At 60.9% G+C, this 442-nt stretch carries 1 protein-coding gene; it reads left to right on the forward strand.

Going from position 1 to position 442, the window contains the following annotated elements; translation table 11 throughout:
* Window positions 1-424: amino acid ABC transporter permease (locus U858_RS0133345; RefSeq protein WP_025141382.1), on the forward strand; the 424-nt coding region annotated here is incomplete at its 5' end.
* Between the last annotated feature and the right edge of the window lie 18 nt (window positions 425-442).

Consider the following 442-nt stretch of genomic DNA (forward strand, 5'->3'; position numbering starts at 1 on the left):
TTCCATCGACAAGCTGTTGCGTGCGCAGATCGCGATCATCATGTTCGCGGCCGCGTACATCGCCGAAACGGTGCGCGGCGGCCTGCAGGCGATTCCGAAGGGGCAGTACGAAGGCGCCGATTCGCTGGGCCTGAACTACTGGCAGCAGATGCGCAAGATCATCCTGCCGCAGGCCCTGAAGATCGTCATCCCGCCGCTGGTCAGCATCTTCATCGCGCTGTTCAAGGACACCTCGCTGGTGGTCATCATCGGCATCTTCGACCTGACGCTGGCAGCCAAGGCGGCATTGTCCGACGCGGCATGGCGCGGATTCGGGGTAGAGGCGTACCTGTTCATCTCGCTGATCTACTTCGTCTTCTGCTTCTCCATGTCCAAATACAGCCAGGCACTGGAAAAACGCCTGGCCACGGGTCACGAACGCTAGGGTCAACAGCCCCGCACT

The sequence above is a fragment of the Achromobacter sp. DH1f genome, assembly GCF_000633435.1.
Lineage (GTDB): Bacteria > Pseudomonadota > Gammaproteobacteria > Burkholderiales > Burkholderiaceae_B > Achromobacter > Achromobacter deleyi.